A 14,046-nucleotide genomic window follows, 5' to 3' on the forward strand; every position below is an offset into this window, starting at 1 on the left:
GGCGTGAGGTAGAACGGGGATTTTCTGTCGTATTGCAAACACCCTGTAGGAGCTGCGGCACGCTGCGATCTTTTGATCTTAAAGATCAGGATCAAAAGATCGCAGCGTGCCGCAGCTCCTACCGGGGAGCGTGTCAGGCAGTGGCGGCCATGGCATGCCGGCGATGGTGCACATCCAACTGATCCTTGATCACCTTCAGCACCCTGGCTTCATGCTCATGAATGAAAAAGTGCCCGCCGGCGAGCATGTCCACGGAGAAGCTGCCAAGGGTTTCCTTGCTCCAGCCGATCAGTTGTTCGGTGGTGGCGCGGTCGGTGGTGCCGCCCAGTACGTGGATCGGACATTTGAGCAGCGCACGCTGAACCGGGCGGAACGTGCCGCACAACAGGAAGTCGGCGCGCAGGATCGGCAAGGTCAGGCTCATCAACTCGGCACTGGCCAGCACCTCCTCGCTGGTGCCATTGAGGGTGCGCAACTGCTCGATCAGTTCGGCGTCGGTTTTCGGCTCGGCGAAACCACGGTCATAGTCGCTGCGCATCGTCGGCGCTGCGGTGCCCGAGGCGAACAGCGCCACCGGCTCCGGCAGGCCCAGCGCCCGCAACGCATGCGCCAGCTCACAGGCCAGCAAGGCGCCGAGGCTGTGGCCGAAGATCGCGTACGGCGCGCGCAATGCCGGTTGCAGCTCAGCGGCCAATTGTCGGGCCAGGGTGCGCATGTCGGTTTGCAGCGGTTCGCTGAACCGCGCGCCGCGTCCCGGCAGTTCCACCGGTTGCAGCGTCAGCCACTGGGGCAGTTTGCGCCGCCAGCGACTGTAGACCATCGCACTGGCGCCCGAATAAGGAAGGCACAGCAATGTCAGCTGAGTCACCCGGCTTACCTCGAAAAGTTGTCTGTATAAAAGAACGAAGACAACCTTGCGCAAATTAGCCCTGCACCTCGGCAAACGTTATTTCAGATGACGGAAACTCTGCACCGCCGAGCCAAGCACCACGGCCCCGGCGACAATCGCCAGCCAGAACCCGCTGCGCGCGCCGAAGGCATCCACCAGTGCACCAGACCCCGCCGCCCCCAGCGCCACGCCGATGCTCAGACCGGTCACCAGCCAGGTCAGGCCTTCGGTGAGCTTGGCCGGCGGCACGATGCGTTCGACCAGCGCCATGGCGACAATCAGCGTCGGCGAGAAGAACAGCCCGGCGACAAACACCGCCAGTGACAGCCCGAAAATATTGCTCGCCAGCAACAGCGGCAGCGTGGTCACGGCGGTCGCGATGCCGCCATACAGGAACAGGCGTGGCAACGGCAGTTTCGAGCGCATCGCGCCGAAGGCAATACCGGCCAGACAGGAACCGATGGCGTACACCGAGAGCACGATGCTCGCCGCTGCCGGCTGCCCCTGTTGTTGGGCGAACGCGACGCTGACCACATCGACCACGCCGACGATCACGCCCATGGCGACCATCAACGCCAACAGCCATTGAATGTCGGTGGAACGAATGATCGAACCCTGATGTTGCGACTCCTGTGGATGCACCGCCGGCTCGGTACTGCGCTGGGCGACAAACGCCGTCACGCCGATCGCCAGCGCCAGCAGCGCCGCCAGTGGCCCGGCCTCGGGAAACGCCACCACGCACAGCCCCACCGACAGCGGCGGGCCGACGATGAAACAGACTTCATCGAGCACCGATTCCAGCGCATAGGCCGTCTGCAATTGCGGCTGGCCGCGATAGATCTCGGTCCAGCGCGCCCGCACCATCGCCGACATGCTCGGCATGCAACCGGCCAGCGCGGCAAAGATGAACAGCGTCCAGGTCGGCGCCTGCAAGCGCGTGCACAGCAACAACATCAGCAACGCTCCGCCGCCGATCAACGCCGACAGCGGCAGCACCTTGCCCTGACCAAAGCGGTCCACCAGACGTGACACCTGCGGCGCGCAAAACGCCGTGGCCAAGGCAAACGTCGCCGCCACCGCACCGGCCAGCGCATACCCGCCCTTGAGTTGGGAGAGCATGGTGATCACGCCAATGCCGGTCATGGAAATCGGCATGCGCGCGATCATTCCGGCGAGAACAAAATTTCGCGCACCGGGGGCGGTGAACAATTCGCGGTAGGGGTTTGCCATGGGTTGCAGCCTCATCAAGGGCCGCCAAGTTGCCATAGGGTCGGATGGCGGGGAAGCAAGGAATTGTTGGTGGAATGTGAAGCCCCTGAAGATCAAAAGACCGCAGACTTCGGCAGCGATCTTTTGATCTTTGTTACTGAACTCTCCCGGCTTGCGACCAGTCAGCTAAATAGGCCCTCACCCAAGGCACGACTTCGCATGCAGATCTCCCTCACCCGACAAGTAGCCCTGGTCACCGGCGCCAGCGCCGGCATCGGTCACGCCGCCGCCAAAGCCCTGGCCGCTGCCGGTGCCGCGGTGGTCATCAACTACAATCGTCAGGCTGAACCCGCCGAAGCCCTCGCCCGGCAGATCATCGCCGACGGCGGTCAGGCGCTGGCCATCGCTGCCGACGTGTCGCAGGAAGACGAGGTCGAACGGCTGTTCGCCGAGACCCTCGAGGCGTTTGGTTCGCTGGACATACTGGTGGCCAACTCCGGCCTGCAAAAGGATGCGGCGGTCGTGGACATGAGCCTCGAAGACTGGAACACGGTCATCGGCGTCAACCTCACCGGCCAGTTCCTCTGCGCTCGCGCCGCGCTGCGGATTTTCAACCGCCAGGGCGTGCGCGAAGGCGTGTCCCGGGCGGCCGGCAAAATCATTCACATGAGCTCGGTGCACCAGCGCATTCCGTGGGCCGGGCACGTCAACTACGCGGCATCCAAGGGCGGCGTCGATCAGTTGATGCAGACCTTGGCCCAGGAAGTCAGCCATCAACGCATTCGCATCAACGGCATCGCGCCGGGGGCGATTCGCACGGCGATCAATCAGGAAGTCACCGAAGGCGCCGCCGCTGAAAAACTGCTGGAGCTGATCCCCTACGGACGCATCGGTGACGTCGAAGACGTGGCCAACGCGGTGGTGTTTCTCGCCTCCGACGCCGCCGACTACATCGTCGGCACCACCCTGTTCATCGACGGCGGCATGAGTCTTTATCCGGAGTTTCGCGGCAATGGCTGAGCATCACCTCGAACGACAAAGTCCGATCGACGCCCACGGCATCATCGGCGACATGCGCAGTGCGGCACTGGTCAACGACAGGGGCAGTGTGGATTTTTTCTGCTGGCCGGAGTTCGACAGTCCGTCGATCTTCTGTTCGCTGCTGGACACCCCCGACGCCGGGATTTTCCAGCTCGCGCCGGACCTGCCCGACGCGCGCCGCGAGCAGATCTACCTGCCGGACACCAACGTGCTGCAGACCCGCTGGCTCAGCGACGATGCGGTGGTGGAAATCACCGACCTGCTGCCGGTGGGCGACAGCGAGGATGACCTGCCGATGCTGATGCGTCGGGTGCGGGTGGTCAGCGGCCAGGCCACCTTTCACCTGCGCTGCGCGGTGCGTCACGACTACGCCCGCGCCAAGACCCGAGCGCAAAGGGACCAGCAATCGGTGATTTTCAGCGCCGAGGGCCAGCCGTCACTGCGTCTGGTAGCGGATCAGGCGCTGCACATTGATGGCGCATCGGCCGTCGCGACGTTCAGTTTGCAGCAGAACGAAACCGCCGAATTCATCCTCGGCGGCGCCGATGATCCACGCTTGCGCAATGACGCTGCCAAATTGTGCCTGGAACGCACGCTGAAGTTCTGGCGCGACTGGAGCCGCCAGTCCAACTACCGTGGGCGCTGGCGGGAAATGGTCAATCGCTCGGCACTGGCACTGAAGCTGCTGACCTCACGCAAGCACGGCGCGATCCTCGCCGCCGCCACCTTCGGCCTGCCGGAAACCCCCGGCGGCGAGCGCAACTGGGATTACCGCTACACCTGGATCCGCGATGCGTCGTTCACGGTCTACGCGTTCATGCGCCTGGGCTTTGTCGGCGAGGCCAACGCCTACATGAGCTGGCTGCGCGGGCGGGTCAGCGATTGTCGGGGCCGTCCGATGAAACTCAACATTCTGTACGCCGTCGACGGTCGTCAGGAATTGCCGGAAACCGAGCTCACGCACTTGTCCGGGCACGGCGGCGCGCAACCGGTGCGCATCGGCAATGGCGCGTATGAACAGATTCAGCTGGATATCTTCGGCGAGCTGATGGATGCGGTGTATCTGGTCAATAAATACGGCGACGCGATTTCCCACGAAGGCTGGAAACACGTGAGCGAAGTGGTCGATCAGGTGTGTGAGACCTGGCAGACCAGCGATGTAGGCATTTGGGAAATGCGCGGTGAGCAGCACCACTTCCTGCACTCGCGACTGATGTGCTGGGTAGCGCTGGACCGGGCCATTCGCCTGGCCTCGAAACGCTCACTGCCGGCACCGTTCGCCCAGTGGGACCAGACCCGCCAGGCGATCTACAGCGACATCTGGGACAACTTCTGGAACCAGGAGCGCGGGCATTTCGTCCAGTACAAGGGCGGCACCGCGCTCGATGGTTCGATGCTGCTGATGCCGCTGGTGCGTTTCGTCAGTGCCAAGGACCCGCGCTGGTTGTCGACCCTTGAAGCCATCGAAAAGCATCTGGTGCGCGACGGCATGGTCTATCGCTACCGCAACGACGACAGCAACATTGACGGCCTGACCGGCACTGAAGGCGCGTTTGCCGCCTGTTCGTTCTGGTACGTCGAGTGTCTGGCTCGCGCCGGCCAGGTGGAAAAGGCCCATCTGGAGTTCGAACAACTGCTGCGCTATGCCAACCCGCTGGGGTTGTACGCCGAAGAGTTCGACAACCATGGCCGGCATCTGGGCAACACCCCGCAGGCGCTGACGCACCTGGCGTTGATCAGTGCGGCGAGTTTTCTGGATCGGCGCTTGAGCGGGGAAAAGAGTGAGTGGCAGCCGTAATATTCGACGCAAGCTGTAGGAAATCTCTCAGCCAATAGCCACGCTACAGGATCATTTCCTACACACATTGAAGCGCAGCGCAAAATCCTGTGGTGAGGGGGCTTGCCCCCGTTGGGCTGCGAAGCAGCCCAAATTCCTTCGGCCAATGCCCCCCAGATGTACCGCAGCGTCTGGCTTGACGACTGCTGCGCAGCCGAACGGGGGCAAGCCCCCTCGCCACAAGAAATGGAATCAGGGCTTACAAGGTTTCAACAATCCGGCCTACAAACCTTCAATGCCCCGAGTTCATCCTTCCCCCGCAACCTGCACTTACACCCAGAAATACCTTGTTGCCAGCTGTTACATCCCCCCCTACCATCCACCGCAACGGGCACAGCGGAGCTGTCCAATAAAACCCGAATTCAAGGAACCAGAATGACCCAGCACGTCCATCGCACCATCGCCACGCCCCTGCGCACCGGCCTGACCCGCACCCAACTCTGGGAAGCCGCCGACAAAGGCCTGATCAAATGCTGGGAAATCGGTCGCCAGCGCGCCGCCCGCTTCCCCGACCTCGCCCAAAAATGCCTCGCCGGCGAACTGCCGGTGCTCGGCTGGAAAGGCGGCGTGAGCCGCAGCCTGAAGAAAAACGAAAAATACGGTTCGCTCAAATACCTGGCGCAGTGGCAGGGCTTGCGTGGGGAAGATCTGGATATTGATCTGGGCGAGGAACGTGCGCTGACCTGTTCGCGGACGAAGATGCGAGTGACGTTTACTCCGGATCGGACCAAGTATTTCAATCAGGTGGCGGAAGCTGAGGCTTAAGGAGAAGCAGCGATGGTCGATTTGCATCAGGAATTTCAAAACAGCCGGTTCTTTCACGAAGCGCGGATCGACAGGCGTTCAGCGGATGCGCTGGGAGGAATTGCTGTAGGGCTTGCCGCAGACGGAAAGATTAACCAGCAGGAAGCCGAGTTTCTAAAGACCTGGATCGAAACCCACTTGGTGCACCTGGAAGATCCGGTGGTAAACATTCTCTATAGACGTCTTGCCAACATGCTCAGCGATGGCGTGCTGGATGCCGACGAGTCTGTGGAATTGCTCGGAATGCTCCATCAATTCACTGGCTTGCCGGCCGGCGTTGCGACGATGTCCCACGCGCCTGCCAGCCTTCCTTTCGATAGTCCTGCCCCCGAACTCAGTTTGCCTGATCGAGTGTTCCTGTTTACCGGCGTGATGTCGTATGGACCGCGCAAGGAGTGTGAATCCGTGATCGTCGAGCGAGGTGGACTGATCGGTAGCTCTGTCAGCAAAAAGGTTCATTACCTCGTCGTCGGTAACATTGGCAACGAACAATGGCTGCACAGCAGTTATGGCACGAAGATAAAAAAGGCCGTTGAGCTAAGGGAAAACGGTGTTCCCATCGCCATTATTGGTGAAGACCATTGGTTGAAAGTGCTGTTCGGGTAGGCGCTCCCTCAAGGCATCACTGGATCTGCTCCAGCACTGACCGAAAACCGCTCACGATACGCCTGCGGCGTCACGCCAATCGCCCGCAGAAAACTGCGGCGCAATGTCTCTTCACTGCCAAACCCACAGTTGGCGGCGATGCGTTTCAACGGCAGCCCGGTGTCGCTGAGCAAGCGCCGGGCGGTTTCGACGCGGATCAGTTCGATGGCGCGGGCCGGGGTCTGGCCGGTGTCGGCGCGGTAGTGCCGCACGAAACTGCGTTCACTCATGCCGGCCTGTTCGGCGAGGGTCGGCACGCCAAGGTCGCAGGTGAGGTTTTCGGCAATCCACGCGTGCAGGTCATCGAAACGATTGCCCTGATTTTGCAACGCCAGGGTCACGCTGAATTGCGACTGACCGCCCGGGCGTTTGAGAAACACCACCAGATGCCGGGCGACGTCGAGGGCGATGTCGCGTCCCAGATCCTCCTCGACCATCGCCAATGCCAGATCGATGCCGGCGGTGACGCCCGCCGAGGTCCAGACCGGGCCGTCGTTGATGAAGATCGGATTGGCTTCGACCTGCAGTTTCGGATGCTGACGCGCCAGTTGTTCGCAACGGGTCCAGTGGGTGACCACGCGACGCCCGTCGAGCCAGCCGCTGGCGGCCAATAGAAAAGCGCCGGTACACACCGAGGCCACGCGTCGGCATTTCGCCGCGTGCTCACGCACCCAGTCCACCAGCGCCAAGTCCTCGGCCGCCGGGTAAATGCCCCAGCCACCGGCGATGATCAAGGTATCGCTGGCCTGCTGCGGCAACGGCTCGGCGAGCACCGCCAGCCCGGCTGACGACATCACCGCCCCGGCCTCACTGGCAATCACCGACGGTGCATACGGCACGGGCAAGCCGCGCTGGCGGGCGATGTCGTTGGCCGAGGCGAACACTTGCAACGGGCCGGTGACGTCGAGGATCTGCATGTTGGCAAACGCGAGTACGTGAATGGCTTTGGGCATTTGGCGTAATTCGTGGGGTTATTGGCGTATACGCCAGAACCTACGCGCCTACAGTGAAGCCGTCCACCCCTCAAATGGAGAAATACACCATGACGTTGCAGATCGGTTTTCTGTTGTTTCCACAGGTGCAGCAACTGGACCTGACCGGTCCTTATGACGTGCTGGCCTCGCTGCCGGACGTGCAGGTGCACCTGATCTGGAAAGATCTGGTGCCGGTCACCGCGAGCACCGGCCTGCTGCTGAAACCGACCACCACCTTCGACGACTGCCCGGACCTGGATGTGATCTGCGTGCCCGGCGGCGCCGGGGTCGGGCCGCTGATGGAAGATGAACAGACACTGGGGTTCATCCAGCGCCAGGCGGCGCAGGCCAAGTATGTGACGTCGGTGTGCACCGGTTCGCTGGTGCTTGGTGCCGCCGGGTTACTGCGTGGCAAGCGCGCAACCACGCACTGGGCCTATCACGAACTGCTGCCAAAACTCGGCGCGATCGCGGTGCAGGACCGGGTGGTACGCGACGGCAATCTGTTTACCGGCGGCGGGATTACGGCGGGGATCGATTTTGCATTGGTGCTGGCCGAGGAACTGGTGGGGGCCGATGCGGCGCAGTTGATTCAACTGCAACTGGAATATGCGCCGGCGCCGCCGTTTGAATCGGGCAGCCCGGATACGGCACCGAGCGCGATCGTCGATGAGGCCCGTGATCGTGCAGCGGCATCGTTGAAGACACGCACGGCAATTACTGAACGAGCAGCAGTGAAACTCAATTTGAGCTAAACCTCCTTCGTTCAATGTAGGAGCTGCCGCAGGCTGCGATCTTTTGACTTTGTTTTGAAGATCAACATCAAAAGATCGCAGCCTGCGGCAGCTCCTACAGGGAGGATTGCGGCGTGTCACAGTTTCCCGCCACACCTTTACTTGTCCCCAGGCGCCCACCCGTGTAGAAAGCCCTTCCACAGAATTCTGCACAAGGACTTTCGATGAAGGTGTTGCCATGGCTCTATCTGGCACTTCTCAGCCTCGGTTATGGATTGGCGTTGAGCTTCGGCCAACTCGGCTGGCTCGCGCTGATCTCCTTCGGATTGTTGCTGGTGGCCGGTTTCGCCGTGCGCCAACAGCAGGTGCCGGTGGCGCGGGTGCTGGGGCACGCTCTGTTTATCTTCCTCGCCCTGTCGCTGGCGCTGCACTGGTTGCCGGGGTTCGACAACGGCCGGGCCATCGCCCCGCTGCGGTTCACCGATGACGCCGTGCCGTTCGCGATGTACCTGAACCTGGACAAACCCTTGCTCGGCTTCTGGCTGTTGCTGGCCTGCCCATGGATTGTGGCGGCGCGCTCGCTGCGTCTGACGGCCTGCGCCAGCGTCCTCGCCCTGGCGTTGAGCGCAGTCCTGGCACTGGGCGGCGCGCTGTTGTTCGGCATGATTGCCTGGGCGCCGAAGTGGCCCGATCAGGCGTGGCTGTGGCTGCTGAACAATCTGCTGCTGGTGACACTGGTCGAGGAAGCACTGTTTCGCGGCTATATACAGGGCGGTTTGAGCCGCCTGCTCAAGCATTTGCCCCAGGGTGACAACCTCGCCTTGCTGCTGGCGTCGCTGATCTTTGCTCTGGCGCATCTGGGCGCGGGATGGCACTGGGTGCTGCTGGCGGGTCTGGCGGGTGTCGGCTATGGTCTGGCCTACCGTTTTGGTGGCCTTGCTGCGGCGATCGCCACGCACTTTGGGCTGAACCTGCTGCATTTTGCGCTGTTCACCTATCCGATGCTGGCCGGTTGAAGCAAGAGCGGTTTTGCGACGCCGTACTTATATCTGAAAAAAAACTTCAATAATTTCCTGGCAGCGCCGACAACCTTTCAAAGCCTTGCGGATTGAAAAACCATGCGTAATAACCAGCCCATTACACAACGCGAACGGACTTTCCCGGCTCAGCAGCGGTTGATTTCCACAACCGACGCCAAGGGCGTGATCACCTACTGCAACGACGCTTTCGTCGAAATCAGCGGGTTTTCGCGTGAAGAGCTGATCCGTGCGCCGCACAACCTGGTCCGTCACCCAGACGTGCCGGCGGCGGTGTTTTCGCACATGTGGGGCACACTGAAACAAGGCTTGCCATGGATGGGCATTGTCAAGAACCGCTGCAAGAGCGGTGATCACTACTGGGTTAACGCCTACGTGACACCGGTGTTCGACGGCAGTCAGGTGATCGGTTACGAGTCGGTGCGGATCAAACCCACCGCCGAACAGATCCGCCGCGCCGAAGCGCTCTACCAACGCATCAACCAGGGCAAGTCGGCGATCCCTTCCAGCGATAAATGGCTGCCGGTGCTGCAGGACTGGCTGCCGTTCATTCTGGTCAGCCAGCTGAGCTTCGTGATCGGCGCGACCCTGAACTCGCAATGGGGTTTCGCCCTCGCCGCCGGTCTGTCGGTTCCGCTGGGCCTGATGGGCCTGCAATGGCAGCAGCGCGGGCTCAAACGCCTGCTGCGCCTGGCTGAGCAGACCACGTCCGACCCGCTGATCGCGCAGATGTACACCGACAGCCGTGGCGCCCAGGCGCGTCTGGAAATGTCGATCCTCAGCCAGGAAGCGCGTCTGAAAACCTGCCTGACCCGTCTGCAGGACACCGCCGAACACCTGACCGATCAGGCCAAACAGTCCGACACCCTGGCGCACAACAGCTCCAGCGGCCTGGAACGTCAGCGCGTGGAAACCGAACAGGTCGCCACCGCCGTCAACCAGATGGCCGCGACCACTCAAGAAGTGGCGAGCCATGTACAGCGCACCGCCGACGCCACCCAGGAAGCCAATCGCCTGACCGGTCGCGGCCGCGACATCGCCGGCGAAACCCGTGAAGCCATTCAGCGTCTGTCGGTGGTGGTCGGCGAAACCGGCCTGACCGTCACCCAACTGGCCAAGGACAGCGACGAAATCGGCGGTGTGGTCGACGTGATCAAAGGCATCGCCGATCAGACCAACCTGCTCGCCCTCAACGCCGCCATCGAAGCCGCACGTGCCGGCGAGATGGGCCGAGGTTTTGCCGTGGTGGCTGACGAAGTGCGTCAACTGGCGCAGCGCACCAGCGAATCCACCGGGCAGATCCATGCCCTGATCGCCAAGCTGCAGCAGACTGCAAGCAGCGCCGTGCAAACCATGGAAGCCGGACACCGCCAGGCGGAAGAAGGTGTGGCGCGGGTGCTGGAAGCGGATCAGGCACTCGTCGGTATCAGCGAAGCGGTGGCCAACATCACCGACATGACCACGCAGATCGCCGCGGCGACCGAAGAGCAAAGTGCGGTGGCTGAGGAGATCAGCCGCAACATCAGCAACATTTCGGAACTGGCGGATCAGACTTCCGAGCAAGCGCATAACTCGGCGTTGCTGAGTGAAGAGCTGACCAAGACTGCCAATACGCAGTATTCGTTGGTGGAGCGGTTTAACCGCTAAAAGCAAAAGATCGCAGCCTTCGGCAGCTCCTACAGGAACCTGCATTCCAATGTAGGAGCTGCCGAAGGCTGCGATCTTTTGATCTTGCTGGTCCCTCCCCAAAAAACCGGGCAGCGAAAGCTTCCGGTTTTTTTATTGCTTGCGCTACCTGTCAGATCTGACAGTAGACGAACATCTGTTCGAGCGGGTATCAAGAGAAACCGTAATTGCAGTCGGTTGTAACACCTCCTCTTACTCGAAAAGGCAGGTATGACAATGACCACTCAAGTTATTTTTCTCCCGAAAGAAAAGCCACTAGTGCTAGTGCGCGATGACACATTTCAATGGAGATTGGGCGGTAAACAGAAAACAGCCAAATTCAGATCTTTCTATCAGGGCGAGTTTTTGGGTGAGCCGTATTGGGCCATTGATGGTGGAACGGGAAATTTCGACGATGAAAGCTATTTTGCTTTCTCCCTGACTCTGCCCTACCAATCCGATGAGGCACTCACAGGCACCTATAACCTCAGCCACGGGCTGACATTTGGACATAGCCATTGGATCCCTGCACCGCCGGGTTTTATCGGAATGGCTAGGGTAACCGCCGACTCGGCGACCCTCAGCATCAAATATGACACTAAAACGGACATTGCTACGGGATCATTCGAGGCCGTGTTCAAAAGTCATCGCTATCGTCTGAACCCCAAGGGGATTTTCACCATGACGAGGCTGAGACCGCCTGAAGCCAACTAACACTGGCTGGGTTGAGCGCTGCAACTGCGGGCAAGTACCCTTCGAGGTACATCGAAAAGATGACACCGTGCAGGAGCTGCCGCGGTTGTGATCTTTTGATCTTGAAAGCCCGGACAGCGAGAGCTTCCGGGCTTTTTGTTGGCTGTCTGAAATTGATGCTACCTGGCAGGCCGCCATCGCGAGCAGGCTCACTCCTACAGGGGCACGCGCAGCTTATCCAGCAGTCGATTGACCAGCAGCTCGTTCAGCATGATCAGCTGTTGCAGCGCCAGCAGCGGTTTACGCTCCGGGCCGCTCACGGAGTTGGCGATGTTGCCGGCCATGGCTTTGGCCGAGGACAGCGATTCACAGGCTTCGACGAGCAGGGTTTCGTCATCCAGTGTGGGATCGACGAGGTAGATGGGACGAGTCTTGGGCGGCGCTACCAGAGCTTCGGGTCTGAGGTAGTAGTCGAGGGCGCGATCCGTTGCCTCTTTGGTCTTCTGAGACTCAAGCGCTGGGTCGTGGGGGATTGGGTCAGTGTGCGGTGGGTTGGGTGTGATTTTGAACATGGATGAACTCCTATCGCAGATTTCAAGGAGCCATCACCCTCGCTACCAAACGAGGGTGGCGGCCATACGCGGGTTGGTAGACCGGCTGCAATAGGAACCCGGCGCTCACGAATGAGCCCCACGCATGACCACCATAAAACCGAGCCCCCAAAAAGGGACTGCATACGGTGTCGCCATACAGCTATTACAGACGGGCTACCAAACCCGATCACTGTTTTTCAGTGACAGGGAAACGATATAGCCCGACCTATAGCCGCGTAAGCCGGCGGATTCTGGCGTAGGCGTAGGTAACGGCGCAAGGCGTTGTAGCCTTTATGGCGTAACGGTTCGTGTAATTTAAACAGGGCATGAAGTGCCGGGAATTGCCCTCAATTTCGATGGTGTCTGGTCCGCCGCTTTCGCGAGCAAGCTCGCACAGTTGGATTGGGTACACCTAGTAGAAATGGGGCGGCTGGCAGGCCGCCATCGCGAGCAGGCTCACTCCTACAGTTGAATTGGGTACATCCGGCAGAGATTGGTCGGCTGTCCGGCCGCCTTCGCTGGCAGGCCAGCTCCCACAGTTGGATTGGGTACACCAAGTAGAAATGGGGTGGCTGGCAGGCCGCCATCGCGAGCAGGCTCACTCCTACAGTTGGATTGGGTACATCCGGCAGAGATTGGTCGGCGGTCCGGCCGCCTTCGCTGGCAGGCCAGCTCCCACAGTTGGATTGGGTACACCCAGTAGAAATGGGGCGGCTGGCAGGCCGCTTTCGCGAGCAGGCTCACTCCTACAGTGGGAATGGGTGGGGTCAGTTAGAGATTGGTCGGCTCGTAGGCCGCCATCGCTGGCAGGCCAGCTCCCACTGAAATCAACAGCACACCGCTTCTGCTCTTCACCACTCAACAGGATGAGCGCAAGCTCGGCTGCAGCTTTTGATCTTGATCCACGGGCGACGTCGGAAGGCCTCGTTCCGGGATTCATCCGGGGGTGGGAGCGCAGCGACCGTTTGGCGCAGCCAAACACAGCGAGAGGAGGTGCAGCGAAGCAAACCGTAGGCGATGCGCCCGGATGGATCCCGGAGCGAGGGAACCCCGAGCCCCAGCGAGCGGGCCGCACGTAGGAGCAAGCGTTTTTTTGCTTACTTTTTTTAGGCGTTTGTAAAAAAAGTGAGTCGCCGTCAGGGCGAAACCCTAAGCCGCCGTTACCGCAGCAACGGATATACACCCCAAGTGAAGCCTCACCGAAGAAACCCAGCCACACGCCCAGCCGCACGGGCCAAATGCTCCTCATGCGTAAACCCCGAAACCTTCAAAGGCTTCAAATCATGATCCCCAGCCGCCAACCAAAACACCTCAATCTCAGGCGATAACGTGTAAGCCTCGACAGCCTCGCGATTGCCCAACGCATCCCGCTCCCCCTGCACAATCAAAGCCCGAGTCCGCAAACCCGCCAAATGCTCAACCCGAGGCCTCTCCGGCTTCCCCACCGCATAAAACGGATACCCCAGACACACCATCGCATCAACACCCAACTCATCCGCCACCAAACTCGCCATCCGCCCGCCCATCGACTTGCCGCCAATGGCCAAAACCCCAGTGACATGACGCCGCACCTCGGCATAAACCTCACGCCAGCATTCTTGCAATTTCCCAGCAGGATTCGGCGGCCGCTTCACCCCATCCACCCGCCGCTGCGCCATATACGGAAACTCAAACCGCAACACGTTGATACCAAGCCCGGCAAGGCGCCCAGCCATATCACTCATCCACTCACTGTCCATCGGCGCACCAGCGCCGTGGGCCAGGATCAACGTCGCCGCAGCCTCGCCCGACGCGGCATCCCAAAGCCACCCATGCTCACGCACACACTGCGCCCATTGATCCCCGTCAATACTGGCCTTGTGCTGTTTGTCCATGCTTGCCTCGCTTTTAGTCTGCCTATAACTCCAGACGAAGGATTCGCGGCG

13 protein-coding genes are annotated in these 14,046 nt (G+C 60.8%); 8 read left to right on the plus strand and 5 right to left on the minus strand.

Translation table 11 applies throughout. The features are described from left to right. Positions 1-133: 133 nt before the first annotated feature. Positions 134-868, minus strand: a complete 735-nt coding sequence (locus tag KKQ10_RS10530; RefSeq protein ID WP_215501049.1) for a thioesterase II family protein — start codon at positions 866-868, stop codon at positions 134-136. Between the two features lie 78 nt (positions 869-946). Further along, the gene (locus tag KKQ10_RS10535; protein WP_215501050.1) at positions 947-2,119 is read right to left on the minus strand and encodes an MFS transporter; all 1,173 of its coding nucleotides are present in this window, start codon (positions 2,117-2,119) and stop codon (positions 947-949) included. 198 nt (positions 2,120-2,317) lie between these two features. Between KKQ10_RS10535 and KKQ10_RS10540 the strand changes: the two genes are divergently transcribed. The 4 genes from KKQ10_RS10540 (at position 2,318) to KKQ10_RS10555 (ending at position 6,386) form a co-directional block, all read left to right on the plus strand. Beyond that, positions 2,318-3,118, plus strand: a complete 801-nt coding sequence (locus tag KKQ10_RS10540; RefSeq protein ID WP_127652155.1) for a glucose 1-dehydrogenase — start codon at positions 2,318-2,320, stop codon at positions 3,116-3,118. After that, positions 3,111-4,937, plus strand: coding sequence for a glycoside hydrolase family 15 protein (locus KKQ10_RS10545; RefSeq protein WP_127652156.1), 1,827 nt, complete (start codon positions 3,111-3,113; stop codon positions 4,935-4,937). The genes KKQ10_RS10540 and KKQ10_RS10545 overlap by 8 nt, the downstream gene beginning before the upstream one ends. Positions 4,938-5,351: 414 nt before the next feature. After that, positions 5,352-5,741 (plus strand): hypothetical protein, encoded by a 390-nt coding sequence (locus KKQ10_RS10550; RefSeq protein ID WP_127652157.1) that lies wholly within the window; start codon positions 5,352-5,354, stop codon positions 5,739-5,741. Positions 5,742-5,753: 12 nt separating this feature from the next. Continuing rightward, positions 5,754-6,386, plus strand: coding sequence for a BRCT domain-containing protein (locus KKQ10_RS10555; RefSeq protein WP_215501051.1), 633 nt, complete (start codon positions 5,754-5,756; stop codon positions 6,384-6,386). A gap of 8 nt (positions 6,387-6,394) precedes the next feature. Here the strand turns inward: KKQ10_RS10555 and KKQ10_RS10560 are convergent, their stop codons facing one another. Continuing rightward, the gene (locus KKQ10_RS10560) at positions 6,395-7,378 is read right to left on the minus strand and encodes a GlxA family transcriptional regulator (RefSeq protein WP_215501052.1); all 984 of its coding nucleotides are present in this window, start codon (positions 7,376-7,378) and stop codon (positions 6,395-6,397) included. 89 nt (positions 7,379-7,467) lie between these two features. Here KKQ10_RS10560 and inhA point away from each other — a divergent pair, with 89 nt between their 5' ends. From inhA to KKQ10_RS10580, 4 genes are all read left to right on the plus strand, one after another. Beyond that, complete coding sequence (inhA, locus tag KKQ10_RS10565) at positions 7,468-8,154, plus strand: isonitrile hydratase (RefSeq protein ID WP_215501053.1); 687 nt, start codon at positions 7,468-7,470, stop codon at positions 8,152-8,154. Between the two features lie 203 nt (positions 8,155-8,357). Then, positions 8,358-9,149: a CPBP family intramembrane glutamic endopeptidase gene (locus tag KKQ10_RS10570; protein WP_127652161.1), complete on the plus strand. Its 792-nt coding sequence runs from the start codon at positions 8,358-8,360 to the stop codon at positions 9,147-9,149. 102 nt (positions 9,150-9,251) lie between these two features. Continuing rightward, positions 9,252-10,817 (plus strand): methyl-accepting chemotaxis protein, encoded by a 1,566-nt coding sequence (locus KKQ10_RS10575; RefSeq protein WP_127652162.1) that lies wholly within the window; start codon positions 9,252-9,254, stop codon positions 10,815-10,817. A 255-nt stretch (positions 10,818-11,072) separates the two neighbouring features. Next, a complete protein-coding gene (locus KKQ10_RS10580; RefSeq protein ID WP_215501054.1) occupies positions 11,073-11,549 on the plus strand; it encodes a hypothetical protein in 477 nt (158 codons plus the stop codon). 194 nt (positions 11,550-11,743) lie between these two features. Here KKQ10_RS10580 and KKQ10_RS10585 read toward each other — a convergent pair whose 3' ends face one another. Both KKQ10_RS10585 and KKQ10_RS10590 read right to left on the minus strand, forming a co-directional pair. Then, positions 11,744-12,100 (minus strand): DUF6124 family protein, encoded by a 357-nt coding sequence (locus tag KKQ10_RS10585; RefSeq protein WP_215501055.1) that lies wholly within the window; start codon positions 12,098-12,100, stop codon positions 11,744-11,746. Positions 12,101-13,317: 1,217 nt separating this feature from the next. Next, a complete protein-coding gene (locus tag KKQ10_RS10590) occupies positions 13,318-13,995 on the minus strand; it encodes an alpha/beta family hydrolase (protein WP_215501056.1) in 678 nt (225 codons plus the stop codon). Positions 13,996-14,046 lie beyond the last annotated feature (51 nt).

The sequence above is a fragment of the Pseudomonas sp. MG-9 genome, assembly GCF_018729515.1.
Taxonomy (GTDB): domain Bacteria; phylum Pseudomonadota; class Gammaproteobacteria; order Pseudomonadales; family Pseudomonadaceae; genus Aquipseudomonas; species Aquipseudomonas serboccidentalis.

What these genes read in the sequence shown, in the direction of transcription:
- KKQ10_RS10580 (WP_215501054.1), top strand. Translation starts at nt 11,073, where the DNA reads ATGACCACTCAAGTTATTTTTCTCCCGAAAGAAAAGCCACTAGTGCTA.
- KKQ10_RS10535 (WP_215501050.1), bottom strand. Translation starts at nt 2,119, where the DNA reads ATGGCAAACCCCTACCGCGAATTGTTCACCGCCCCCGGTGCGCGAAAT.
- KKQ10_RS10570 (WP_127652161.1), top strand. Translation starts at nt 8,358, where the DNA reads ATGAAGGTGTTGCCATGGCTCTATCTGGCACTTCTCAGCCTCGGTTAT.
- KKQ10_RS10560 (WP_215501052.1), bottom strand. Translation starts at nt 7,378, where the DNA reads ATGCCCAAAGCCATTCACGTACTCGCGTTTGCCAACATGCAGATCCTC.
- KKQ10_RS10575 (WP_127652162.1), top strand. Translation starts at nt 9,252, where the DNA reads ATGCGTAATAACCAGCCCATTACACAACGCGAACGGACTTTCCCGGCT.
- KKQ10_RS10555 (WP_215501051.1), top strand. Translation starts at nt 5,754, where the DNA reads ATGGTCGATTTGCATCAGGAATTTCAAAACAGCCGGTTCTTTCACGAA.
- KKQ10_RS10585 (WP_215501055.1), bottom strand. Translation starts at nt 12,100, where the DNA reads ATGTTCAAAATCACACCCAACCCACCGCACACTGACCCAATCCCCCAC.
- KKQ10_RS10550 (WP_127652157.1), top strand. Translation starts at nt 5,352, where the DNA reads ATGACCCAGCACGTCCATCGCACCATCGCCACGCCCCTGCGCACCGGC.
- KKQ10_RS10545 (WP_127652156.1), top strand. Translation starts at nt 3,111, where the DNA reads ATGGCTGAGCATCACCTCGAACGACAAAGTCCGATCGACGCCCACGGC.
- inhA (WP_215501053.1), top strand. Translation starts at nt 7,468, where the DNA reads ATGACGTTGCAGATCGGTTTTCTGTTGTTTCCACAGGTGCAGCAACTG.
- KKQ10_RS10540 (WP_127652155.1), top strand. Translation starts at nt 2,318, where the DNA reads ATGCAGATCTCCCTCACCCGACAAGTAGCCCTGGTCACCGGCGCCAGC.
- KKQ10_RS10590 (WP_215501056.1), bottom strand. Translation starts at nt 13,995, where the DNA reads ATGGACAAACAGCACAAGGCCAGTATTGACGGGGATCAATGGGCGCAG.